Annotated in this window: 14 protein-coding genes; 2 read left to right on the plus strand and 12 right to left on the minus strand. The window is 45.7% G+C overall.

Annotated features, from left to right (window positions below; genetic code table 11):
* Position 1: 1 nt before the first annotated feature.
* The 12 genes from ACFPFU_RS02655 to ACFPFU_RS02710 all read right to left on the minus strand — a co-directional run bounded on the left by ACFPFU_RS02655 (position 2) and on the right by ACFPFU_RS02710 (position 21,717).
* Entirely contained in the window at positions 2-4,600 is a 4,599-nt protein-coding gene (locus ACFPFU_RS02655; protein ID WP_377061221.1) for a DUF6443 domain-containing protein, read from the minus strand.
* Entirely contained in the window at positions 4,597-5,055 is a 459-nt protein-coding gene (locus tag ACFPFU_RS02660; RefSeq protein WP_377061223.1) for a hypothetical protein, read from the minus strand. Before ACFPFU_RS02660 ends, ACFPFU_RS02655 begins: the two co-directional genes overlap by 4 nt.
* Before the next feature lie 18 nt (positions 5,056-5,073).
* Positions 5,074-8,487 (minus strand): hypothetical protein, encoded by a 3,414-nt coding sequence (locus tag ACFPFU_RS02665; RefSeq protein ID WP_377061225.1) that lies wholly within the window; start codon positions 8,485-8,487, stop codon positions 5,074-5,076.
* Positions 8,488-8,523: 36 nt separating this feature from the next.
* Positions 8,524-9,648: a hypothetical protein gene (locus ACFPFU_RS02670; protein ID WP_377061227.1), complete on the minus strand. Its 1,125-nt coding sequence runs from the start codon at positions 9,646-9,648 to the stop codon at positions 8,524-8,526.
* A 725-nt stretch (positions 9,649-10,373) separates the two neighbouring features.
* Positions 10,374-12,302: a DUF2207 domain-containing protein gene (locus tag ACFPFU_RS02675; protein ID WP_377061229.1), complete on the minus strand. Its 1,929-nt coding sequence runs from the start codon at positions 12,300-12,302 to the stop codon at positions 10,374-10,376.
* Between the two features lie 3 nt (positions 12,303-12,305).
* A complete protein-coding gene (locus ACFPFU_RS02680; protein ID WP_377061231.1) occupies positions 12,306-12,851 on the minus strand; it encodes a LemA family protein in 546 nt (181 codons plus the stop codon).
* A 472-nt stretch (positions 12,852-13,323) separates the two neighbouring features.
* On the minus strand, positions 13,324-14,346 hold the full coding sequence (locus tag ACFPFU_RS02685) for a PorP/SprF family type IX secretion system membrane protein (protein WP_377061232.1): 1,023 nt from the start codon (positions 14,344-14,346) through the stop codon (positions 13,324-13,326).
* Position 14,347: 1 nt separating this feature from the next.
* Positions 14,348-17,818, minus strand: a complete 3,471-nt coding sequence (locus tag ACFPFU_RS02690) for a PKD domain-containing protein (protein ID WP_377061234.1) — start codon at positions 17,816-17,818, stop codon at positions 14,348-14,350.
* Positions 17,819-18,001: 183 nt separating this feature from the next.
* Positions 18,002-19,120, minus strand: coding sequence for a DmpA family aminopeptidase (locus ACFPFU_RS02695; RefSeq protein WP_377061235.1), 1,119 nt, complete (start codon positions 19,118-19,120; stop codon positions 18,002-18,004).
* Positions 19,121-19,122: 2 nt separating this feature from the next.
* Positions 19,123-19,593: a pyrophosphohydrolase domain-containing protein gene (locus ACFPFU_RS02700; protein WP_377061236.1), complete on the minus strand. Its 471-nt coding sequence runs from the start codon at positions 19,591-19,593 to the stop codon at positions 19,123-19,125.
* A gap of 391 nt (positions 19,594-19,984) precedes the next feature.
* The gene (locus ACFPFU_RS02705; protein WP_377061238.1) at positions 19,985-20,755 is read right to left on the minus strand and encodes a hypothetical protein; all 771 of its coding nucleotides are present in this window, start codon (positions 20,753-20,755) and stop codon (positions 19,985-19,987) included.
* A gap of 194 nt (positions 20,756-20,949) precedes the next feature.
* Positions 20,950-21,717: a superoxide dismutase gene (locus ACFPFU_RS02710; protein ID WP_377061240.1), complete on the minus strand. Its 768-nt coding sequence runs from the start codon at positions 21,715-21,717 to the stop codon at positions 20,950-20,952.
* Positions 21,718-22,150: 433 nt separating this feature from the next.
* On the opposite strand from ACFPFU_RS02710, the gene dapF reads away from it, so the two are divergent.
* Together dapF and secA are read left to right on the plus strand one after the other, a co-directional pair.
* The gene (gene dapF, locus ACFPFU_RS02715; protein WP_377061242.1) at positions 22,151-22,948 is read left to right on the plus strand and encodes a diaminopimelate epimerase; all 798 of its coding nucleotides are present in this window, start codon (positions 22,151-22,153) and stop codon (positions 22,946-22,948) included.
* Between the two features lie 37 nt (positions 22,949-22,985).
* Positions 22,986-26,363 carry a preprotein translocase subunit SecA gene (secA, locus tag ACFPFU_RS02720; protein WP_377061244.1) on the plus strand — a complete coding sequence of 1,126 codons (3,378 nt, stop codon included), beginning with the start codon at positions 22,986-22,988 and terminating at the stop codon, positions 26,361-26,363.
* Position 26,364 lies beyond the last annotated feature (1 nt).

The following is a 26,364-nucleotide window of genomic DNA, read 5'->3' on the forward strand; positions in this document are numbered from 1 at the left end:
ATTAATCCTTCTTCTCCAGAGCCTTGGTCCCTCCTGATGTTGCTTTTATAGAATAGTCAATCTGCCTGGAATACACATAATTGTAGGCTCTGTTTGCCCAACCTCTCATTTGATGCCCAGCTCTGTATAAAGCCCTGTTTATACCTGTCCCTTTGAGCATACTGCTAAACTGAGCAGCACTCAACCCACTCACTCTTGCCACTTTAGAATATGGAATGACAGTTGTCAAAGTACCAACTCCCGCATCTGTTATTTGGCCTCTCCCTACACCAAAAGCCTCCAAATTTGTCCTGTTTGGCCCCATTTGGAATGTTGAAACATATGCATTATCCACAGTCTCATAAAGACTGTTACCCACAATACTTACTGGAAAAGGCATCTCACCGATTTTTTCTTTCAACTTTCCGGCTGCATTCGGCTCAAAACTCATCAGTTCGCCAGGCCAACTTTCAAAATTTATATTTGCCTTCGAGAATATGTCATACCATGGGAGATCCTTGTCAAAATCATTCTGGACATCTTGAATACCTGCACCGACATACCTATACTCATCAGGGGTATCCTCCTGGGATTTAACTTCATTCATCCAAATATATTCATTGGTCTCTTCATTAATCACCCAGTCAAATGCACCATCGGGATCGATCCTGTTCAGAGGGTTGTTCTGCACGAAGTTGTATGGCGACACCCATTCCCTCATATAGGCCATCGGGTCTGGGCTGATCCAGCGGCCTATGGCCGGATCAAAAAGGCGTGCCCCGTGGTCGTATAGGTTAAGGTTATGATCATCTAAGAGTTCCTTCCCGTTATAAAGATACTTATTCTCCTTAACCCCCTCATACTGAAAACCCAGGCCACTCAGCTCCAGCCCCCACGGATCATAATGCGTCTCCTGAATTACTAAAGGCCCTTCGCTCATGATCTCAAAATTGTCGAACCATACGTCGTCATCGGTTTCATTCACCAGAAAGGCTTCCATATACCCATCCCGTGAAATATACAACTCTTCTTCTAAAATTTCATGTTTGTTGGCGGCGTTTTTTGTCAACACCTGCTTGCCCTGGTCATACAAGATGCTGTCGGCATCATATAACGCATACATCATATAGGCCTCAGGGGCATCTTTCCTGCGGAGTTGGGTCACCATCAGGTGCACGATGTTCAGCACCGCGATGGCATTCGGCGAGGCGGAACGGGTGGTGATGGCCGAAAATTCCAAAAGCTCCTTTTCCAGCCGCGACTTCATCCCCCAGCCCGCCACCGATCCGGGATTCACCGTCTTTTTGTTGGGGTTGTGGTATTTGCCGTGGACGGTAAGCCTTATCTTCTCACCCTGATAAATCCGCTGTGTCCGTGCCGGACCCAAAATCCTGCCCCTCTCCGCATTCAACCAGGCCACTTGGTTTCCCCCAGGTGTCACATTGTGCTCAGGACCCAGTTGCCGGCTGGCAGAAAGCTGCTCGAAATGCTGCTCTTCCTCCTCCGCCACCGCCATCTCCATGGTGGCCAAAACCGTTTGTGTTTCGGGCTTGCGGATAACCTGACGCACATTGCCCAAATGGTCCTTAAGAAAAAACTCGTATTTCATCAGCCCGTCCTCATAGGCCACGCGGCCCTCTTCATGGATCAGGTAGTCCAGCTCCCCGTCACGGAACACCAACTCACCCATATAATCCGTTGTACTCAACAGCTTGCCGTCCTGATAGACCCGTTGTTTTCTTTTGCGGCCTTCGGCATCATAATCATACCATATTTTACCCCCACCTGAAAAAACCACCTCTTCAGGCAGGTTCAGATGGTTGTACCTGATGGTGGATATCTGCTTATCGGGATTGGAGGTCTGGTTGCCGTTGGCATCATAAGCATAAGTACCAAAGTCAGCGCTGGGTTTAAAGTCTTTGGAGATGTATCCGGTAGCGCCATCCTTATCCTTCACCCTGCTCAGGCGGTTGCTGTATTCTTCATATTCATAACTGAGATCATCGATGAGGTTAAAATTCCCCGCGGTGGTTTCCCCTCTTCTCGCCATCGCTTTAAGATTACCGTTTTCATCATAGTCGATACCGGACAACGTGTACCTTGAATTTTCCGACACCGTGGATGGCACTTCGTAATCCGCCCCGGTCAGCCTTCCCGGCTGGTCATAACTATAGTGGTAGTTCCTATCGGTACCGTCTTTGCCCTTCCATTCCGCCTTCATGATGTTGCCATCCCACCTTTCGTCGGATTCTTGATAATCCAAAGTCATATTAAAAAGACCGGGTACCGGACTTCCGATATGCTTCAACCAGCCCCTGATGTTATAAGAGAAGGTATGTGAGGCACCATCCGCCTCCGGAAAAACCGTTTCCGTCTTTTCCCCAAGTTCATCATAGGAATAGCTGGCCAGGACAACCTCAGGGCCTTCCCCGATTTTATGGCCGATACCGGTTAACATGCCTGCACGGTTGTAATGATACCTCCTGGTAATATCGATTGTTTCCGGATCATGAAATTGTATTAGAGAAGCCATGGGCTGGTCCTCAAAATTGTATCGGGTGGAAGTCCTGAGGGTTCCGCCTAACTGATGCCCTTCCAGCGTCTGGATCACTCTGGCTTTTTCGTCATAAAAGTAAAGGGTCGAATAAAACGCTCCGGTTACAAGATCCTTTACTTTTTTGCCGGTCAGCAAACCGGTGGTCCGTCGGCTTATATCGCTGTATCCCTCAGGCTTTTCAAAAGCTCCATCAGGAGTCCGGGAGTAGTCATCATAATAGGAAAGGGTGAGAACGTTGCCATCATAACCCGCAAAATCGCCATCACTGACCGTCTGTGTGGTATCTATGACCGCGGAAAAGCTTATGTTCTCGGCGGCTATTATCCTAAACCCCGGTTGTAAAGTAATCGAGTGGGTGGCAAGGTACTTTTCATGGCCTCCATATTTATTGGATACAATATCCCTCCCGGTCCGCACTTTTCCGGAGTCTTCATCAGGAACACTGTCTTCCTGATCCTCCACGCTGTCCAGTTCTTCCTGTAGTTCGCTTCTTGATTTGGAGATCTCTGCCAAACCGGTGACTACCTCTCTGTTCAGGTAATCATATTTCCTATAATGCCACTGGCCTTTGGCACGGAGCTCTCCATCTTGGGAGGCTACCAACCTGTCTTTTTTATCGTACACAAAATGTTCGGGTGCTTTTCCGGGTACCTGTTTTTCAATCATCCTTTTTGCCCCGTCATACTTGTACATAAAATATTGGCCAGCGGCCAATGTACTGTCCGTAGACATGGCCCAGCCTTTGGTATTCATGATCGTCACCGCTTTCGGAGGAATCACCACCCGCAGGTTGCCAAAAACATCATATACATAATACGTGCACAGCCAGCCCTGATGACCCTCATCTTCAGAAGAAGCGTTATGTTGGACCTTCTTGAGAACCGTCCGTCCCAGTTTGTCGGTAAAAACCATGGTTCTGTGGTCATCTTCATTGTCCGTGACTTCCACCCAAAGCGTACCGGCCTCATAGGTGGCCGAAGAAACCGGAAGTCCGGTGCTGTCCACTTCGAAGACCCGCACATCATCCTCGGAGCTATTGGGCCTACGGCCGAATTTGATTTCTTTCCCGCTACCCATTTTCCAGGACTCACCCGGGGCAGCTTGTTTTTCAATTCTGTTGAGCGGTGAAGATTCGAACATTTTTTCATGAAACCCCAAAGCATCCCCATGCTTCATGCGGTAAAAGTCTGAATGGCTTTCCAAGGCATCCTTTTTATAAAGACCTTCAGCATCTCCCTCCATATCGGAATAGGGCAGATATTCCTTGAATGGACGGCCATATTCATCATAGATCATGGGAGTGACAATGTCCTTGCCTGTGGTTGACGCGTGCTTTTTTACCTGTTGCATGGGCCTGCCTAACCCATCGAAATAAGTAAAATCTTTATAAGAAAGCTCTGAAGAACCCGACTTGATGGTTTCCTCGGATGCCTGTTCCACCCTGGCTTTGTACTTTTTTACATAATTATGGTCCGAAATGAAGGCGCTGACGGGCACCTGGCCGGTTATGCACCCCGATTCCAAATGTTTATAGGCCAGATAATAGGTTTTGGTTGAAGTGAGTACGGGCGTGGTAAATTCCCGGTAAGTACCGAGGAGTGTGGTACTGTCCTTATCAAACCATTGATAAATAAACCCGGGAGGAGCAGCTTCTGCTACCAGCGTCAGGCTGCCCTCCCCAAACCGGGAAGCATCGCTCCCCGAAACGGTTACATCTGCGCAGGGATTTTTTTCATTGACGCGGACCTCCTTGTAATCGTAGAAATTCCCATCAAAGGTCATGAATTCATAAGCCACAAACTGGGGTCCAGGGGTGTCGAACCTCAATTCGGACCTGTTATAAGTGTCAAGAAGCAGCGTGGCCCCTTCATAGGTCCATTGATACCCCGTGCCCCCAGATGGATACGTAATATTGGTTCCACTGTAAAAATTGATGGAATAGGTTTCGATCTCCTCCAATTCCACCTCAGAAGGGCCCACTATTTCCACATTGGTCACCTGCTGGGCCATCAAATCATAAAAGCATGACCACATGATAAAAGCAAAAAATATAGCGGCTTTCATTCTTTCTTGTTTTTAATAAAGTGCAGCTCATGAATCAACCCGATCTGATCTCTTTCCGGAATCAGCACCAGTTTGTTATTGCCGGTAAAATTCATCCGGTATTCTGAGATCCCAGAAGCCAGTTCCAAAAAGAGCTTTCCTTTGGCGTTGATACCCCAATTCCCTTTCACGGAGTTTTTTCTGTCTCCAAGTTGCCACCTGGCTTCAAAGTCCCCTTCCTCGGAAAAAACAAATACCCTGGTGGAGATGGACTGTTCAATCCGTTCCTTAACCTGCTTGGGCAGCGACTCATAATTACTTTTATCCATCCTTTTGATGGCGTTTTTCATGCCCACCAGGTCCGTTTCCCACATACCTGGAATAAGCTTAGCGGGCAGTTCATTGGCGGATTGTCCCTTGGCCGTGTTTAGGTAAAATAAACAGAGGACCAACAAAAAAGGTAAATATTGTTTCATACGTCATAGGTTTAAAAATCAATTGCTTGACCTGTAGTTATATTCAAAATGTTCCAACAGTTCCCCCTCCTCATCCCTGATATTTATGAGTCTTCCGGTGTCATCGTATTCATAATGCACCGTATAGTTTCTTGCATTGGTCATGCCCGTAACCCCCACCATTGGGTCATAGGTATAGGTTGTCATCTGGGCATTTGCCGGATGCAGTCGGAGTTCGTCTATAAGGATATTGGATCCGCTGATGACTACCGGGGCATCCAGCACCTCCCGTTCAATAAATTTCCAGGAAGCATCCAGGTGTTCGGTTTGGCCCATAAAATCCCAGGTCTTTGTTCCCTCAGCACTCTTTGCCCAAAAGGTGAGTTTATAGGGGTTTTCCGAACCGGCTTCGATATTATCCCTTCTGATGGTGCCCTCAGTCAGATCATAGCATTTTATACCCGTCCAGGAAGCCGTGGCAACCGGCTCACCGGTATAGGTCCACCCGCCCTTTTCACCGGTTTCAAAAGAGGTGTAGGCAACCGCCGTCCGTTCCGCGTTCTGAATTTCCGCCACGGGCATTGAACTGGAATAATCCCATAAAAAACTTTTAAATGACCCTCCCTTTCCTTCCACCTTACTTATGTTGTGGTTTTCATCGTAATCAAATTTTAATTTTCTTTTGAAGAGATCTGAAAAAGTGGACCCATCCTTGGAAAACGCAAAAGATGACAAAGATCCTTCTTTTTCCAGCTGTAGGATCTCCTCCTGAAAAACGCCATTCGGTTTCACAGCCCATTTGTTTGCTGTACCTTCGTATGGGCTATTTCCCAAACTTTTAAATGATTCAATGGGGACGCCCACTATGTTTTTGTATACCATCATGGCAACTGCATCGGATGGGGAATGGTAATCCCCCGGATATCTTAATAGCTGACTGTGGGATTTTTGTTGTGAATCATAAAAAAATTTATAACTAAGTTGATGAAATTCATTGTACCTATAGGTTGTTTCAGTACGGTAATGTGCCCCATTATCTCCTGTTAAATAATTAAAATCAAACACCGGCAGGAAGGATTCCAAATCTATGAGATAAGCTGTGGTTTCCGTCAAAGCGACTTCGTAAGAATCCGGCAAGTTCCCATCACCTACGAACTGTATTGTAAACTTTAAAAAATCCTTGGATTCCCATACTTTTATGAGATTTCTTTTAAATAATACGTCAAACCGGGTAAAGCTCCATTGCTGTAAGTTTCCGGATTCGTCAACTACTTCTTTTTTTAAAGGTTTTCCTCTTTTGTGTTCATTGCTTTTTTTGGACATCAGGGGCATTTCGTAATCGCTATTCTGAATACCCATTTCATCCGGAAATTCATAGAATGATGTGAAGTGATGCACCTCTTTCCCGTTGCCCTCAATATATTCCACCACTCTTTGATAGCCCACATGGTTACCTTGTGTGGTTGCCAACGGAAAAGCCGATTGGGAATATGCTTTGACACCGAGCGCATAAATCCCCTTTTCTTTATTGCCGGCCTCAAATGGTACATGATAGCTAAAATGGGTGCCTGAAACCCCTGACGATAAAGTACTGTCTCCTTCTTGGGTATAATCAAACCGTTTAATAATGGGTGGGTTTTCTGTGTCCCGTTGGTGGATTTCGGCAATGCGGATCCCTGCGCCATATTTTTTGGTTACGGACCCAGGCTCGAGGGTCCTGTACCTCAGCTTCACCATCACCTCAATCTCACCCGTATTGTGTGGAATATAATTTGTCAGATGAAATGGCCCGGTATGGTTAAATTTCCAAGGTAACAGTACTGATTTACAAGGTTCTATGTTGTCACCATATGCAATACCATCCGTGCTGCATTCATACCATAGTTCTACCTGAGCCAAGGAATTAAAGGTGATCGACGGGGTTGTGGAGGAATCAATATAATCCCATGAAGACCACCCATGTTCGGCAAGGGGCTGATTGTTGACAAAACTATAGTCGTTGGGTTCATATTTATAAACAGTCTGTCCTCCGGTAGGCCAGGTTATTTTATTTAGCGTCCCGTATTTCATTTTTTCACCATCCGGTTCCTTGTTGATACCGGGATAAGTGATGTCCTCGTAGGTTTGTGAAGTATATGAGAAAGTGGGAATTAATCCAGACCCAAGGTTTGACGCACCGTTGAAATATCCCCAGTGATCCGTATTGGTACTGGTGTAATCAGGCAAAAGGTGCATATTATAGTAATCAAAAAGATAGGTCTTCTGGTCATTTTTACGGACTTTGGCCAAAGCCAGCCGTCGGGAAGGTTCTTCGATGTAATCCAGGTAAAATCTCTCTTTTAACCTTCCTTCCTTATCCTTTACCAAAACCGAATCCAGTTTGTATGAGGGAAAACCGGACTGAGCTTTAGGGTGTTTTAAATCATTTCTTTCTGAAGTAAAAAACTCCACTTCTCCGTGCAGAAAATTGATTTTCCTGAGTTGATGTTTATAATTTCTTGTGACGGTGGATGATCTGTTTTCAGCAAAACTCCCTATATGGGTAAGATGGCCTCCGTGGCGTGTATAGTACCCTATTGCGGTGGAATGGTAATCGTACTGGGAGACCGACGTGTCATGGCTTGTATGATCATATTCCAGCAAGACTTCACTTTCACCGTTCGGCGTGATGATCTTGGTCAAATACCAGGCTGTAACCAAATCCGACACATCTCCATAGCCCCCATTGGGGCCTAAAATAAAAGTTTCAGATCTCGAAAGTTCCATTTCTTCGAAGAAATAAACCATTCCGTTTTCATCTGTTATTTTCCACTTTTTAAATCCGCTCGTTCCAAAAATTACCGAATCGAAGTTTTTATATATGCTTCCTGTCTCCAGCAGCTCTATTTTCAAATTGGAATAGGGAACCGTATGAATCTTTTGGTTATTGTCAAAATAGAACTTCCCGGACCTTCCGTTAAAATTGAAATAGAACATGTCGGGCGTGCCGTCTACGAGGCCTACCCGGTAGCTTTCCTTATAATTGGCCGACGGATACGGCCATTCCTCATTCAACAAACTTCCGGTATAGTAAAACCCTATAGAAGGCTTATCATCATGGATCCCGCTTACTGATCTGGTAATGACACCGCCGGCATTTAAAGCCCAGCCCGAGCCTACCCACCCGGGAACCTCATTCACTTTTACACCGCCGGCATGATACGCAAGGTCTATTCCCATCTCAATTCCCTTGGATTTGATATGGTAAAGAGGGACTTTTATCTCCGGTATGCCCGTATACAGATTGACCGGGGTTTCCGTAAATTTGGCAAGCGAATAGGCTTCAGGTGAAGGAAACGTGACATGGTTCAGGGCGTCTTCCTGGGCCTGTACATTTAAAACAAATATGCACAGAGCATAAAGGGCCAAAATAAATGCCGGCCTCCCTGTTCTTTTATTGAGATTAAAAAACATATCGAAAAGCGTTAATGGTTTTTCTCATTAAATGACCTAATCCTCACCATTGGAGTTGATAAATGAATTCAACACAGATTTTAGAAAATCTATATCTTTTTGTTGCTCATTGATTCTGTCCTCTTGCTGAATGACATACAAGGTCAGTTCCTCTATTTTTTCCAATAACTTCACATTGATTTCTCCGAGATTGACGCCGTTTTCCTCCACTTCCTTTTCCGTAGGTATACCGGGCAAATGCCGGTGCCTGGACAAAAAAGCCTTCAGTGCATCCAGACTCATCAACTCATGTCCCGGATCGAAAACATGGTCCGCCCAGCCCGAATACGTGACGTTCACCTCCTTGGATTTTACCGCTCCGTTCACGTTGATGCCTCCCTGGTTGAAATGGGCTTGGACGCCATCAGCCGCATAACCCCGGATCACCCAACTTTCCGTATTTCCGTCATTGGCGAGTTGACGGAGAAATTGGCCGTTGGTATTTGAGTTGATCTCGGTGTAGCTTTCCGCATTCCCTGTCCATTTTCCTGCACCATCTATCCGGATATTGCTGCCCAAAATCTCCAGATTACCCATCAGCTTGGTATCTCCTTCCACCTGGAAGCTGACCGTTGGATCCGGGGTACCTATCCCCACATTTCCATTAGACAAAATCGTCAGCCGGTCACTGCTGCCGGTATTGAATACCAAGGAATGGCTGTCATGGGCGCTGATCCTGGAGGTCTCGCCTGCTAAGGTGATGGGTTGATTAAATATAAATTGGGGAAGATTGGTATAAATATGGGCGCCCTCAGCATTGACCGGTCCAAAATCGATGTAGCCCAAACCGTTTTGAAATCTTGCGGTCCAGGTGTCCGCTCCGATTACATCAAGTTTGCGCTGGGGATTCAGGGTTCCTATGCCTACATTTCCTCGCGGAGGAAATATATTGGTGCGGCCCACCCGGTTATCCACATCATTCCTTACATTTTCACTGTTCCCCCTGGGATTGGAAACCGGATCCAGGGAGGGGGTCGGGATTTTTTCCTTTACTTCTTGGATAGGGTTGGGTTTCTTGGTCCCCGCACCTACATTGCCAGTGGGCGGAAAAGTATTCGTTTGGCCAAACAGTTCAAGAAAAGCAGCCATGAATACAACCGTTAAAATCAATTGCTTCTTCATATGGTTTGTCTTTAAAAATTATCAAAAAAAGGTTACCCGTGCTCAGTCACACAAACAGGCTGTCGCCCGGTTGACTTGCCCTTGGGGTATTCCCGGAAATAAAACTTATTGCTGCTTTTTACAGCTATCTCAACTCAAATGGAAAAACCAGCCACTTGTCCCACCTTATAACTATCTCAAAAAAGATTTCATGTGTTTATAATTGTTTTTTAACGGCCACATAGCCTGTCCCAGCCTGCCCCGAACTGGTTTCGGGGAACTCGATTCGGGAGAATCTCGCATGTTCCCCCCCCGATAGTTATCGGGGCTATCGGGGCATCCCAATTTGTGACGGTTCCGTCATGCTTGATTTTATCCATTTTGACTTCACGTTATGAAACGTACAAAAAGAAAGACCAAAAGGTATTTCAAAGAATCAGATTAAAATTTCTCCGATATGATCCGGGTTTTAAAAATGGATTAAACTTCCGGTATCATATTTCTATAAAACCAATAATCATTTGTAAATAAAATGAATGAAAATAAAAAAACCAAATAAAAAATACATAAAATGTGTTACAGCAATATAAAATACATTTACTGGTATATAAAGTAGAATAAAAATCTATTCAAATGCCCAATCGGCCCTATTATACCTCACAAGAACGGAAACCACGTGGAATGCCCTTGGCAATGCACATCCGCAGCTCCCGTAACGCCCTACTTCGGTGAGACAGGCTGACTCCTTACCAGCCGCCTCCGCCGCCTCCACCTCCCCCGCCACCGGAACGACCTCCGCCCCCGCTTCCGGATTTTGACCCCGGTGGGTTTGCGGAATTACTCAGTGCTGAGCCAAATGATTGTCCGAGATCTTGGGAAAAAGCACCCAAAGAAGCCACTTCAAAAGCTCTCCCGGAGTACCAGGATGGTAGATATCGGTCCCTACTGTCTTCCTGACCATACAACATGGCAAGGCGGTATTCCAACCCTTTTCCCCATGCCGTCCCTACCCCCAATGCAATGGCATGAGGCAGGTACTTTTCAAATATCTCCGGCGTCATCCCCGGCGGGTTATATTGCTGTATAAGCGGTTTTTCCGCAGCGTTAAGGTACATCCTAAATCCCTCTATCGCGTCCATCGCTTCCCGGCCCTTTTTCGTGGGTGCCTTTAACAGATAATAAAAAACCACATTAACCAGGCCCAGCAAGATCACAAGGGACAAAAAGAGATAGGGCAATTTTATATTAAAAGAATAAACAACAAAACCGACAAATGACAACAGGAAAATGGCTCCAAAAATCGCTATTGCAATTGTTTTTGTCTGAATAAATCCTGTGTCCAGGTATTCCAACAAGGTGACAAATACGCGCTGTAGATAAAGTATACAAACAAAGGCAAAGAAAAGACCTATGATAAGAAAGACTTTTTCTTCCTCGAAAAGCTGTTCAAAGGTTATGTTCAGGGCCAGCAGCAGACTGACCAGAGAAAGACCTATGCCTGGCAACAGCCATACATGGTTGTTTCTGAAATATTTTTTATTGTATCTTGATTTAAGATCTTGCTGAAGCACTGTTTGGGCGGCACTGATCTTTTGGTGTTCTTTCTTTTTCAGCTCCAGAACATTACTGTTGTGGGGAAACAATGCCGACAACATTTTGCTTTCTATCTCATCAGGCTGCACTTCTTCATGGGATAAACGCTGTAAAACATACCTACCCCTTTTTTCTTCAACGATCCTCAGCAACTGCTTGATGGCCATCTGAATGATGGCAGTTGAAAATACGGTAGCATCGAAACCCATTTTGAAAAGATACCGACAGGCTGGGGCGTCCATACCTTCCGGTGCCTCAAATCGAGGATAAATCCCTCCTTTGGCCGGGTCCCTTCCGACCTTTCTCCAAGCAAAACAATAATAGGTTAAAACCAACAAAAACCCTACGAGCAGCGTCATGACGTCCTGATTGTCGCTGAAAAACCTTTCCACCGCTTGTTTTTTGTCCGGTCTGGTCACGAGGCCTTTTTGCCAGCTTACCGCCACTGTGAGATATTCTTTCGGCTGGAGGCCCTTATTCATTGCTACATACACCAAATCATCTGCTTCCTGAGTGACTTCGCAATCACAGTCCGTGCTGCCTATCGGACCTGAATAGGCATCAATTTGCATCACTTCAGCTCCAGGTGGAAGTTTCACCCGGGTACTGGCATTTTGGATCACAAATGGCCATTCACCACCGATGGCGTTCCAATAAAGCTCATCAAAATCCTCAAAAAAGCCAATCTGATGATTGGTTTGGTACTTGATTTCATAAACGTATATACCAGGCTCCAATAAAACCTGTTCGCTGCCAATACGGATCACCTTGTAATCACCCTGTCGAATTACCTCAAAAGGTTCGGGCTTTCCGCCTTTAGTTATTTCGACCACCTCAAAACCAACCCTCATCGTGTTATTGTACCTATCCCGGTAAACTACAGGGAAACTGCGAAAAATCCCATGCCGGATGGATTCACCCAAGGCCTGGATTTCGATTGTTTCTGCCACATACAATGTTCCGTCCGGCTGAATTTCTACTCTGCTGTGATAATCGAGAATCTCTTCAGCTCCATAAATAAAAGTACAAACTGAAAAAATAGGTAAGAACAGAAAAAGAATGTGCCATGTGTTTTTCATCATCATCTACAGGTTAATCTCAGGGGCATGTCTGGCAGAGGCATCTGAAAGTTCAAAGAATGGGTATTTGGAATAAGAAAAAACACCTGCCACCACATTGGAGGGGAAGGATTCAATTTTCGTATTCAACTCGCGGACAGTACCGTTATAATACCTTCGGGCTTTCTGAAGGGTATCTTCTATTTCAGATAACTGCTTCTGCAACTTAAGGAAGTTGGTGTCTGCCCTCAGGTCCGGATAAGCCTCGGCCACCACCATCAATTTACGCAAGGTAATGGTCAAAGCTTGTTCCGTCTCAGCCTGCTCTTTGACAGAATGGGGCCTTATACTTTCGCTTCTGAGGCGGGTGATTTCTTCCAGAAGTTGCTTTTCATGCTGGGCATAGGCTTTAACGGTATCCACTAAATTGGGGACCAGATCAGCTCTCCTTTTTAACTGGACATCGATACCACTCCAGCCTTCTTTGGCCAGGTTTCTTAATCTCACCAAACGGTTATAAACAGCGGCCACATATAAGGCCAGAAAAATAAACAAAATTAATACTACAGCCATAATGCACTATTGAAGTCCCCTATATCTCCAACTAAAATACATAATTTTAACGTCAGTCGGAGTATGAACGTTAAAAAAAGCCGTCTATCGTCACTGCAAGACTTAACATTTAAAAAATGTACCAATCAGGATGACGGTTTCCTCTATGCGCAGCCGGTATGGCTGTCCAAAACCGCCAAAACCAGTGTTTTTCAACCAGCTGAATAACCGTGCATTGTACAACACGTCATCGGTAGGAGGTTACCACCGCCAAACCGGTAAAGCAGGCTCTTCCTGGAGGTTATCGTCATGGGATAGACTAGGGATGTCTATGGCATAAGGACAGGTAGCTGCTTTCTATTATCTTTTTACTCTGCTGTTCTTTTTGTTCCCCATAAGCTTTGCTATCCGGGACAGGCTTTGACCCTTTTTGGGGATTGGTGGGCTGGAAAAGGGTGCGGCAGTCTCTTTTCGTAAACGGATGACAGGGTTTTTACATCATGTATTTGAAACACCTGAGGATGCGGCTTTTTTGGGCTCTGGACTGAGGGATCCCTTTAAAAAACTGGTACCTGATGGATATTTCATGTGCGCCGTGGGTCTGCATTCCCAAACTCGAAATCATATAATCAAAACTGTAACCGACCATCAGCCCTCCCTCGGTACTTATGCCGATCAATGCAATAACAGAATCCCTGTTGGGCAACTCAGCCACACCCGGGATACCCCTAAAACCCAGTCCTACCAGCATGCTCCTGTAGATAATCTGGCCGCTGAGATCCAGTTGCCGGAAGGGGCCCTGTTGTTTATAATTGCCAGCAAAAAAAACCAGATCCGGGCCGTCTTCTTCAAAGACTGTTCTTGCAGCATTCAGAGGAATAGCATAGCCGCCATGAAAATTGTACTTAACGGGCAACCGGTCTCCGAAGTGTGGGGTATAAAAGCTCAAATGGGGCCGGTTAAGATGATAGGCACTGCCCCCAATCCAATGGTGTTCTCCAGTCAGCAGCATCCCGAAACCCAGATCAAGATAACTATAAGGTTCAAAATCCGGGACGTCATCCCTGGTGACGGGTGAAATTGTCCTCGAAAAAACATCAATCTGGTCGCTCAAAAGCAAATGGTCCATGGCCGCATGTCTTCGCACGACAGCGGCCTGACCTCCAAACCGCAGTTGTGCATCCTCAGTCAGCTGGAGGTTATAAGCATAAAATGCCGATAAGTCCGTAAGGCTGATACGGAGATTGGATTCCTGAAAAGAATTTAGAGATAACCCAAAGCCGCTTTTCCTGTCAAAACTGTAATGATCCATATAGGCAGAAAATGCCTGAAAATCATAATCAAGCCCCGGCCACTGCTTACGGTAGTTAGCTCCCATCCGGGTCAACTCCGTTACTCCTGTCATGGCCGGATTCAGTTGAAGGGGTGCTGCGTAAAACTGGGAATATTGCATATCCTGTCCTTTCACCCAGGGAGGGATTATGAACAACAGCCATATGAACAACCTTACCCCCATATCATCTGATTAATAGGAATACCCCGGTCTTTTCTTTAACCCGGCCATCCGGGGTTTCGTAAACCAATTTATATACATAGTTTCCAGCAGGTACTTCTTGGCCTTTCAAGGTGCCGTCCCACCCCTTTTCCTGCCAATCAAGCGTATGATAAATGGTTTCACCCCATTTGTTATATATCCAAAATTCGAGGGAAGTAAAATAACGGAAAGAGGGAAAGAAAAAATCATTGATTCCATCTCCATTCGGAGTAAACGCATTGGGCATCACGATAAAGGATTCCTCGATCAAAATTTCCTGAATACTACTTGCTGTGCATCCATACTGGTCAGTGACCGTAAGAGAGACCGGATAGGTCCCTCCCTGCTGGTAGGTGTGCCTGGGATCTTTCCCGCTGCCCAGATTACCGTCTCCGAAATCCCAGAGATACGTTTCTATCTCCCCCGTTCCTTCGGCTAGGAAACTGATTTCATAATTGACCAAGTTGGATTGGTAGGTATCATAAGACGCCGATAAGTAATCAAACCCTGCTTGCAGGAAATTGGGAAGTACCTCCACACTTTCTATAGCCAAACATCCCTCGGAATCAACCACGGATACCTGATAGTTGCCAGGGTCGCCTGTAACCATTACCATACCGTCTTGCTCGACGGTGCCGCCGTCCCAAACGATCTGATAAGGTGATGCTCCGCCATTGACCAAAAGATAGAAGGTATTGGTCATTGTCTTGTTGTCGCAGGAAACTTCGATAGAACTTGTAACATACACTTCCAGCGGATCTTTTTTTGCTAAATCAAAGTTTTCTGACACCATGCAGCCTTGTGAATCGGTGACCTGTACCCGGTATTCTCCCCCGGGCAGATTTTCCAGCACCGGACCGTTGGCACCGTGATCCCACATGTAGGAGTAGGGCGGGAGCCCGCCATGAGCAACAATCTCCAATTTTCCGCTATTGGGTTCTAAGCAGTCGGTTGACTCTGTTACCGTTGAGCTCAATGTAAAAGGGGCCGGTTCAGTAATCACCATAGATGTTTCCGCATAGCAACCGTTGGTGTCGTCCAACTTCAGTATATATTCTCCGGCTCCCAATCCGTCTATGGTAAAATCCCTGTTAACCTGATAATCCACCAATCGCGTCTGCCGCTTATTGCCGTTTTCATCTACGGTGGATAACGATGCTCTGATGGGTAGACTGCCCCCGAGGGCCTGAAAAACAATCCTACCGTCCTCGGCTCCATGACAACCTAGACTAATCTGGGTTTTGTTCTCATCCAGATCAATGAGCAAAAGAGGCGGCTGTTCCACCTCAACTGAAGCAACAGAAACACAGCCTTCGCTATCCGTTACAGTGACCGTATAAATACCCGCCTTGAGACCGTCCAAACTTCGGGAAGTGGATGCTTTCTCATCGTCCCACAAAAAGCGGTAAGGGGGTACTCCCCCTTCTACCAAAGCATATACGGATCCATCTGCTGCCCCGTGACAGGACACATTTGCACCTTTATAATTGGAGGTAACTGTGGGAATAGCCACCATAGATTTATGGGTTATGGTGAAGGGTTTAAAGCAACTGTTTTCCCTGGAAAGAACCGCATAATACGTTACAGTGCCTTCTTCTATGGGTATTGGGGTGGTCTGGGTAAATTCCTGTGTTTGAAAAGTAACCGGAAACCCGTTGAAAAACCGGGTGCCTTTTGGAAACAGGTCCTCAATTTCAGAAACCGGAAACGCTTCTCTATCATAATTGCAGTAGGCCAGTTCAAGTAGAGGAGGGGTCTGGGAACAGCCTTGTCCTGTCATGCCACCCGCATCCAGCTCCAGTACAATGGGATCTGTGATCGGGCTGCTGTTACACCCGCCCTCATTTTGATAGCCCTGTATCAGTTCCAAACCCGAAAAGGGAATGCCCGAAATCGCATTGACACCACTGACTTTACCACTTATGGGCACCTTTGTCTCGCAGCTAAAACCGGCAAAAGCCGAACAGTCCTCTACCGCCTCCAGTGTATATCTTAAAATACCCAATACGTCTTCCGGATCATCCGGCACGGGAAGATCGCCGATCTCCCACACCAGAGCACCCCCGGTGCCTAAATCCTCATCATAATAAGGGGATACAGCGCCGGAAGGCTGAAAAAAAACCTCGCCTATTGCGGAAACGAATTTTGCCGCTATAGGAATCGGGATAACGATCTTGCCATCGGTAATGCCTCCCTGCCCCTTGTTTCTTACTTCCAATTCAAATTCCATCGCCTGTCCCGGCTGGATGATATATCCCGCTAAAGTTTCATCGTGCTGACTGACCAGTTTATTGATACCCTCTATATGGGGTCTGTCCGCATCGATGGCAAAAGTGATATTGAAAATCACATAAGTATCAATGGTGGCGCCGTAACGGAACCGGGTGGAACTTTGGCCGTTGCCAATGGTACTGTTATCCGGGTTAGGTACTTCAAAAACAGCGATATCCATACCTGTGTTGTTTTCCAATTTAGGGTTTCGTGGGTGATCTCCCGTCGTGATGGTAGCGTTGAAAAAATTGTTCGGCTCGTTGTTTTCATGATTTAGCCGCAAAAAATCATTGCTGTTTACGCCTCTTTCTATTTCAAAATAATCCCCAATACCCCCTCTGTCACCTTCACCTGCCATTATTCCCATTTTTACATTGACCTGTCCGGATTCAACTGCGGCAAAACCCTCAAGATCAAGCAAATAATCTGTACCCAAAAAAGATGCGACATAGGCATAGCCATCAAACACCACCACATCACGCTGTTTCATCAAATGATTTTCATAGACAACAACCATACCCCAACCTCCATAATAACCTACAGGTCCACCTTCCCCTTCCAAGAGGGCGAGATCCGCCACGGTGTATTCTCCCTCTCCGCATTCCCTGACATAGTCGGTTATTTCCATATACCCTACAAACATACCATCCTCCTCTTCCATGCTTTGCGGATACCAGATTTCATTCGGATGCGCTCTCAACTGGATATAATCTGCTTTTCCTGGACCTTTTATCTTGACTTCGCGCTTGTCAAGTGTTTTTGTTTTGTCGTTTTTGGTTACCTCAAAAGTCATCCCGGGAGAAGACCTGCCCGTCCAATAAAGACCTGCAAACAGGATATGGGTGCATTCATGGGAAGCATCGTTCTCCCCGGAAAATAGCAGCGTGGCTGAAGAGGAATTAAATGTTTCCCCATCATCATCAACATCCACATAAATCATGGGCATGTTGTTTTGAAGGAACAGACTGTAATCTTCCAAAGTCAGGCTGGTGTTGCCAACCATGGCAAAGTCCCCATTGATATGATAAATTTTTTTGTCCGGAGAATTCGCCGGGGTCTTGGGTTGAAATGATTTTTTTACCTGGGCTTGGTTATCATGGTGAATACCCGCAATCACCAGCACCACCATCACCAGGGATTTAAAAATAAATCGGTCAAAATAATATGTAAAGTAAAGCTTCACATCATAGCCAGGTTATTTATCCATTATACTGATAAATAACGGGTTAGTTGTGTAAAGTGGTTAAAAAATTTTCATCTACCTGTCAGCGAAAGTTGGGTATAAAAAAGTTACCAACGCCCATTGGGTATTGGAGAAGTTGCCGGGGAACATCACCAAATCAGGAAATGTATTCTATGTCAGAAATTATTCCTTAAAAATTTCTCTCAATTTTTCCTTTGGCAAAGCCTTAACCGTATGGCCATCACTCCCGGACATATCATCAGCGGCAATAAGGGAATTGATAATGGCTTCTTCTGTAGCTTCTATGGTCGCTAAAAACAAAGCGGACACATCATCATTATGAAGGAAACCGGTGATCGGCACATTAGCTTTGGACTTATCAAAAGGAACCCTCACCTCCTCGGCAGTACTGAAGGCAATGACATAATCCCCGCTTCCATTGGAAGCAATTCCACCCGTCCGGGCCAATCCCATCATAGCCCTTTTTGCCACTCTTTCGAGGTTTCTATGATCCAGTGGCGCATCGGTGGCCACAACAACCATACAGGATCCATCGGCGGATTCCAGTTGGTTTTTGAAACTGTACTGGTCCAACAGCTCGCCCACTGGCACACCGCCTATCTGCAAAACCCCGCCAAAGTTGGTCTGCACCAGCACCCCCACCGTATAATTTCCCAGGGACGCCGGTAATCTGCGGGACGCCGTCCCTATGCCCCCTTTGAATCCAAAGCAAACCGTGCCGGTACCTGCTCCCACGTTCCCTTCTTCAACCGGCCCTTCGCTGACATTTTCGATGGCCGTCAGCACATGGGTCCTATCGATATGTCTGGCCCGAATGTCATTGAGATAACCATCATTGGTTTCACCGACTACAGCATTAACGGAACGTACCCCTTCATTGCCTTTCATGGCCAGGATATAATCCAGCACTCCCTCTATCCCGGCTGCCACGCTTAATGTATTGGTCAGGACGATTGGTGATTCCAAATTCCCCAGTTCTTGGATTTGGCTGCTTCCCACCAATTTTCCGAATCCGTTTCCTACATAAACAGCAGCGGGAATTTTATACTGAAAAATATTGTCGCTATGCGGCAGTATGGCCGTAACGCCCGTACGGATTCGGTCATCTTCAATCAAAGTGACATGACCTACTTTTACTCCCTGCACATCGGTAATGGCATTCAGCTCTCCCGGATCCATCACACCCAAAGAAATACCATAATCCCTGGCGCGTTCCTGGCCCCAGGTGTGCGTTGCCATCATCATGCATGTCAGAAAAAAAAGAGCGCCTCGGGGTGTCATACTCAGGGGTTTTCAAGGATGGTCTTTAAATCCGCCGGTGAATATTGGATGGACTTCAGCGTTTTGTTGTCTTCTTTCCGGTAAACCAAAAAGTTTTCCCCCTCTTTCACATAATAGCACTCCGTTCCCATTTTCTGGTAATGTTGGACCGTGGCCTCCGCTTCTTCCTCGCACTTGCATGCCTTGCTCATGTTGGACCGCTGGACTTCCTCGAATAATGAATTGAACTTTTCCCCTAATCCAAATTCCAATACGGCCCCGGACAATACATACTGTATATCACAAAGCGCATCTGCCACTTCTACCAAGTCTTTTTCCTGGATGGCTTTCTCCAATTCCTTTAGTTCTTCCGCAATAAGAGCCAGTCTTAACCTGCACCGTTTTTCGTCCGGAATAGAAGGGCTGGGCAGAATAGGGTGCTTGAAGGTCCGGTGAAACCGGGCAACGGCACTTAAACTCTGTGGATCTTTCATATGTTTATTATTGTTCCTTAATTGTCATAACTTGTCCCGCACCTCAGGTCGGGATAGCCTGCCCCTGCCTGCCCCGAACTCGATTCGGGGAACTTGTTTCGGGGGAACCAAGCCTATTATAATCATCTCTGTGTGTGACGTCATCGTCATGCTTGGTTTCATGTGTTTATATTTTCTTTTCAATGGTCATAACTTATCCCGCACCTTAGGTCGGGATAGCTTACCTCGCATGTTCCCCCCCCCGATAGTTATCGGGGCTATCGGGGCACCCCAGTGTGTAATGTTACCGTCATGCTCGGTTTCCTATTTCGTAAACATATAAGTGAGGCCCAAATAAAAAAAGAGGCTGCCTATAAAGCAAGCCTCTTTCTAACAAAAATAGGGCAAAAAATTATCTTCTCTCAAATTTTACTGCTGTATCTATGTTGCTTTCGATCTGGCTGTAAAGTTCCATATTGCCATCTTCGTTATCGGGACTGATATCTATCCTTCCATCTGCATTTCCATCTGCGGCCAATTCAAAATTCACGCCATTAAACAATTCCACCATATCGAACACTACCAGCAACTCGGTTTCCTCTTCAACATCAAAGCCATCGCTTCCTTCCGCTTCAGCTCTGAGTTGTTTTTCCACGTCCAACCACACCCAAGTAGGCGTACCCTGCACTTCACCTCTTACCAACAAGGATTTGTTGTACATATGATGGTCTTCTTCCACTTCTGTGTTTTTGTACAAACTCAGTTCCACTTCGGTATATTTTCCTTCAGGCGTATCCCCTTCACCGACTACTTCTATTTGGGCATCACCGTTGGAAACCAATACAAGGGATTTTGGGGTAGCGGCGGATGTGCCAAGTGATGTATTTACATTGGATTTAAGAGTGATATCCCCCAGGCCTATTCCCGCTGCCAAATCAGCTTGAGCAGCATACTTCATCTGAACATCTTTTGTCCCGACTTCAAAATCAGAAACGATAAAAGCACCTACAACGGTCCTTTCCTGTGGATCTGTTCCATTTTCAGACCGTGCTGTTGACTGGAGTTGAACATGTTCTTGATTTTCGGTGGGTACGGGTTCATTTTCATCCTGGCAAGAGGCCAAGCCCAACAGCAAAACAAATAATACACTTACTCCTTTGAAATTTTCCATAAACAGTTTCATAATTTATGTTGGTTTGGTTTCATCTGCCAACTAAGCAATCAGCATGCCAAACACATTTTCTTAAAGAAGCAGTAATGAAATGAAAGGTATTTTTATATAAACAAAGTTCTGGTTTTCATACAAATAAGAAAAGACCTGGAAGATTTATTTCCAAGTCTTTTCATTTTAATCAACGTAAAATTTATTGAATTACTTTAGCTTTTCAAAGCTGTATAACGTTCACTCACTTTGTTCCAATCCACCACATTCCACCAATTGGATATATATCTCGGCCGTTCATTTTGGTAAAGAAGATAGTACGCATGTTCCCACACATCAATCCCCATAAGCGGCACACCTTTGAACTCCGATACATCCATCAAAGGGTTATCCTGATTGGGAGTGGATCCGATTTTCAGCCTATTGTTGTCCAAAACCAGCCAGGCCCATCCCGATCCAAACCTTGATTTTCCCGCTTCTTCAAATTCATCCACAAACTGCTGGTAACTGCCGAAATCACTGTTGATGGCATCCATCAGTTCTCCCCCCGGCTCACCTCCGCCGTCAGGAGACATGATTTTCCAAAACAGTTCATGGTTATAATGCCCCCCGCCGTTATTCCTCATTTTTGTGGAGTACCGGGAAATATTTTTCAAAACCTCTTCAAGTGGCTTTTCCGTATCCACGTTTTCTTCACCGATTGCCTCTTGCAGGTTGTTGGCATAAGAAGCCGCATGTTTGGTATAATGAATCTCCATGGTCATGGCGTCGATGTTGGGCTCCAAAGCCGAAAAATCATAACCGAGATCTGTCTGGCTGAAACCAGTGGTTATGTCCGCTTCTACTGCATCTCCCGCCGGAGATCCGCAGGCAGACAACAGGGATGAACCCACTAAACTGCTCCCTATTCCCAAAGCGAGAGATGCTTTGGTAGATTGGGATAAGAAGATTCTTCTTGATGGGTCAAATGAAGAGTTTTTCATATTTGAGATGTGTTTTTAAGTAATTTCAGCTGATGGTGAATGTATCAGTCCTTTGGACCTTTCGCTAATTTAACTATTAAATCAATAACGTCCACACGAAACACCGGATAATATCCTGAAGCACTTAAATGAAAATGTATCATCATCAGAACTTACACCGAATTATATTCTGATGTTGCTCCAATATTAAACAGTTAAATTACATACATTGTCAGATTATAGAACAATGTGTATTTTTAGAAAAATCAAGGACCGTAGGAAAGCCCACAGTAAATCGCGGATTAGTCCATATATTCGTGCAAGTTGATTATTTTTGTAATCCTTCCACTGGTTGGTGGGGTTTTTGAGATCGACAACCCGTAGAAATCGGTTGCCGTTTCTCTTATCACTTATTACCGATTAAGATGTCCTATACATAACAGATAGTGCTCAAATGAATATATCATTTTATAAATATCAAGGTACAGGCAATGATTTCGTCATGATAGATGACAGAAAAGAATTCTTTGATATCAAGAACCTTGCTTTGGTGCAAAGGCTTTGTGACAGGAGATTCGGGATCGGAGCTGACGGCCTTATATTGATCCGGAATAAAAGTGGATATGATTTCGAGATGGTATACTTCAATGCCGACGGCAGCCAGAGTATGTGTGGCAACGGGGCGCGGTGCGCAGCCGCTTTTGCCGCTTTTTTAGGGATTGTCCCGGACAACACGTACTTCTATGCCATTGATGGCCCCCATCGGGCAAAGATCAACAACGACTGGGTGGCGCTGGAAATGGGTGCGGTCCAAAGTATTTCTAAAGTGGATGGCGATTATTTTGTAAACACAGGTTCACCTCACCACGTAAGGTTTGTGGATGAGGTGGAAACCCACGATGTGGTAACTGTAGGCAGAGATATCCGCTACAGTCAACCATATCAGCCCGGAGGCACAAATGTGAATTTTGTCACACCCCAACCGGATCACAGCATTCTGGTGAGAACCTACGAAAGAGGAGTGGAAGATGAGACCTTATCCTGCGGCACCGGCGTGACGGCCTGCGCGTTGGTATATGGTCAGTCCAAAAACCTCAACCACGTCAAAATCAAAACCCGTGGCGGGGAGCTCGAAGTATCCTTCATCTCCACCCCGGATGGCCGGTTTGAGGGGATCACTTTGTCCGGACCTGCAAAGCAGGTTTTCTCCGGAATAGTGAAAACAGAAAATGAAATATCGGCTACGGCATAAAGAATAATCAATCAGCAAATAAGCAAGGTACATATATATGTTAGAAGTTATAGCAAAAGGACTGGCAAAGGTATTCGGAACCAAATCCGACAGGGACATAAAATCTCTCAGTCCTGTAGTAGAAACCATCAAACAGGAATTTGACAAGCTCCAGGGTCTGTCAGATGAGATGTTGAGGAATCAAACGCTGGAAATCAAACAGCAGATCAATGAAGACCTCAAAACTTTTGATGACAAAATACAGCAGCTCAAAGAAGAAATAGAAAATCTGGCTCCCGAACAGGTCCATGCCAAGGATGCTTTATTCAACGAGATAGACAAAACGGAGAAGGAACGGAATGAAGAGCTGGAGAAGGTCCTGGAAAAAGTATTGCCAAGGGCTTTTGCTGTAGTAAAAGAGACTGCCAGAAGGTTCAAAGATAACCAGCAACTTAAGGTTTCCGCCACCATGGAAGACAGGGAAATGGCCGCTCTCAAACCTTATGTAGAGATAGAAGGGGACACGGCGGTCTGGCACAACAGATGGATGGCAGCCGGCAATGAAGTCACCTGGGACATGGTACACTATGATGTCCAGCTGTTAGGCGGTGTGGCCTTACATAAGGGGAAAATTGCAGAAATGGCCACCGGTGAGGGAAAAACGTTGGTTTCCACCCTGCCTGCCTACCTGAACGCGCTTTCTGGAAGAGGGGTACATATAGTCACCGTAAACGATTATCTGGCAAAACGTGACTCTGAATGGAACGCCCCTCTCTTTGAATTTCATGGTCTCAAGGTAGACTGTATTGATAAATATCCTCCCAACTCAGAAGGAAGAAGAAAAGCCTACCATTGTGACATTGTGTATGGGACCAACAATGAGTTCGGTTTCGATTATCTACGGGACAATATGGCCCGGGATTCCAGGGATCTGGTTCAAGGCAAACATCATTTTGCCATGATAGATGAAGTGGATTCGGTGTTGATAGATGATGCCCGAACCCCGTTGATCATATCCGGTCCCGTGCCTAAAGGAGACCAGCACGAATTTGACGACATGAAGCCACGGGTATCCATGCTGGTCGATGAACAGAGGAAGCTTGTTCAAAACTTTCTGACAGAAGCCAAAAGACTGATCAAAGAAGGTAAAGAAAAGGAAGGAGGGCTTGCCTTGTTCCGTGCTTTTCGCGGTCTCCCGAAATACAAGCCCTTGATCAAGTACCTCTCCGAACCAGGAATGAGGGTAATTCTCCAAAAGACAGAAAATTATTACCTACAGGACAACAAGAGGATGATGCCGGAAGCAGATGAACCGCTGCTTTTTACCATTGACGAAAAATCCAACAGTGTGGACCTTACGGATAACGGCATCGAATCCATCACAAAGAAAAACGAGGATTCCAATTTTTTTATCATGCCTGACATAGGCACCGAGATTGCAGAACTGGAAAAAAATGAATCCCTGGATGATAAAGAAAAACTTATCCGCAAAGAAGAAATCATCAAGGATTATGGCATAAAGGCCCAGCGCATCCATACCGTAAACCAGCTCCTAAAAGCCTACTGCATGTTTGAGCGGGACACGGAATATATACTGGTAGAAGGCAAAGTCAAGATTGTGGATGAACAGACAGGCCGGGTAATGGAGGGCCGACGGTACTCTGATGGGCTGCATCAGGCGATCGAGGCCAAGGAAAACGTAAAAGTGGAAGACGCCACCCAAACTTATGCCACCATTACCCTTCAGAACTATTTCAGGATGTACCACAAGCTCGCCGGCATGACCGGTACGGCGGAAACAGAAGCTGGCGAATTCTGGGAAATCTACAAACTGGATGTGGTGGTGATACCCACCAATAAATCCATTCAGCGAAAAGACCGGGAAGATAAGGTTTATAAAACGGTTAGGGAAAAATTCAATGCAGTAGTGGATGAAATCAACGAGCTCACGGAAGCCAACAGACCGGTGCTGGTGGGAACCACTTCCGTTGAAATTTCCGAACTGCTTAGCCGGATGCTGACCATACGCAAAATCAAGCACCAGGTGTTGAACGCCAAACACCACGCCCGCGAGGCAGACGTAGTGGCCGAGGCCGGTAAACCCCGGACGGTAACCATCGCCACCAATATGGCCGGTAGGGGTACCGATATCAAATTGACCAAGGAATCAAGGGAAGCGGGTGGTCTGGCGATCATTGGTACGGAAAGGCATGAATCCAGAAGGGTGGACCGGCAGCTGAGGGGTAGGTCAGGCCGTCAGGGCGACCCGGGTTCTTCACAGTTCTTTGTTTCTCTTGAGGATAATTTGATGCGTCTTTTCGGATCGGAAAGGATCGCTAAACTTATGGACCGGATGGGGCTGGAAGAAGGTGAGGTGATTCAGCATTCCATGATTACCAAATCAATAGAAAGAGCCCAAAGAAAGGTTGAGGAGAACAATTTCGGCGTCCGAAAAAGACTACTCGAATACGATGATGTCATGAACAGCCAGCGTGAGGTCGTATATAAAAGAAGAAAAAATGCCCTCATCGGAGATAAGCTTGAACTGGACATTCTGAATATCATGTATGATGTCTGCCAGGACATCATCGAAATGGCGAAGTCCACTGAGGACATGGAAAACCTCAGGATGAATATATTTGCTTCATTGGGCCTTGATTATCAGTTCAGTGAAGGTGATATCAAAGAAAAGGACACCCATGTCCTCACAAAACAACTTTTTGATGCCGCCTATCAAAACTATGTAAATAAAAACCAGAGCATTTTACACCGCGCCATGCCCATTTTGCGGGATGTGTATCAAAAACGCGGGGCTACGGTGAAAGAAATCATGGTCCCCATCTCGGATGGTGTCAAGCAGATAGGGGTGGTCATCAATCTTGAATCCACCATCAAAAACGAAGGAAGGGAACTTATCCGGGCTATTGAAAAAACCGTCACGCTGGCCATCATTGACCAGAACTGGAAAGAACATCTCAGAGATATGGATGACCTCAAACAGTCGGTACAAAACGCCGTTTATGAACAAAAAGATCCGTTGCTGATTTACAAATTTGAAGCATTTGAAATGTTTAAACGCTTCCTGGGTAAACTCAATGATGACATCATTTCATTTATCAGCAAATCCGATCTTCCAAAACAGGATCCTGACCAGGTAAAAGCTGCTCAAAGCCAAAAAGCCCCGGAACCTAAGGTAACCGCATCCAAAGAAGAAGCGGGAAGCAGCTTGGGTAATCCTGGTGGCCAGGGGGCAGCTGTAGCCCGAAGCCGAACCGCCAGCCGGGAACCTGTCATGCCAAGAAAATCCGAAAAAGTCTATGGCAGGAATGACAGGGTATCCGTAAAATACGCAGACGGAAAGGTAAAAAAGGATGTGAAATATAAAAGTGTGGAACAGGACATTGCAGATGCAAAATGTGTGGTGATTGAGGATTAAA

The organism is Negadavirga shengliensis (genome assembly GCF_042652345.1).
GTDB classification, from domain to species: domain Bacteria; phylum Bacteroidota; class Bacteroidia; order Cytophagales; family Cyclobacteriaceae; genus Negadavirga; species Negadavirga shengliensis.